This is a genomic window from Pseudomonas sp. PAGU 2196, from assembly GCF_022179005.1.
GTDB classification, from domain to species: domain Bacteria; phylum Pseudomonadota; class Gammaproteobacteria; order Pseudomonadales; family Pseudomonadaceae; genus Aquipseudomonas; species Aquipseudomonas kermanshahensis.
The window spans coordinates 1-674 of sequence record NZ_BNTL01000061.1; the positions used below are offsets into that span (position 1 = coordinate 1).

Consider the following 674-nt stretch of genomic DNA (forward strand, 5'->3'; position numbering starts at 1 on the left):
CGCCGGCCTGGGCACTGTTGAGCAGGCTGACCAGCGAACGGTAACCGGCGGCCTGGCCCTGCGCTTGAAGGATGGGCTGGTTGGTCAGGACCTTGCCTTGCAGCAGGGTGCCGACCGGTACCTTGGCCGTGTCCAGGCGGGTGAGGGTGGCGATGTTGCTGGTGCTAGCCTGTTGCAACAGGATGGCCAGGCGATTGCCTTCGGTTTGACTGACCGTGACCTGGCTGCCCGGGGGCAAGGGCTGGCTGGCGCTGGCTTGCAGTTGGGTCTGGGCACCGTTGGCCTGCATCAGCCGCAGCACGAGCTGGAATTCCCGGCCCAGCTGACGCATCGACAACACCTCGGCCTGCGCCGTTTCGCCCGGGGCCAGCAAGCCGGGTTGTGCTTGCGTGAGGCGCAGCAGTTCGCCGGTCATGCCCGCCTTGATGGCCTGGGCGCTGATCGCGGTTTGTGCGCCGAGACTATTGATTTCAGTCATGATTGTATACAACCTGTCGAACCCGCCCTCTTGGCAGCGAGGCCGTGCATGTAATAATGCCGCCCGTCCGCCACTGCCACTGTAACGGCAGGGAGGGGGGCGACTTGAGACACTGGGTTCAAGATCGGCGACTGGTCTTGAACCCTACACAGATAAGGCGAAACCGTGACCCTTCACCTCCAAGCCGCGGGCCTGG

At 64.2% G+C, this 674-nt stretch carries 1 pseudogene; it reads right to left on the reverse strand.

What is annotated here, in order from left to right:
* A pseudogene (locus MFF34_RS27855) lies at nt 1-478 on the reverse strand (flagellar hook-length control protein FliK); the annotation flags it as partial.
* Nucleotides 479-674 lie beyond the last annotated feature (196 nt).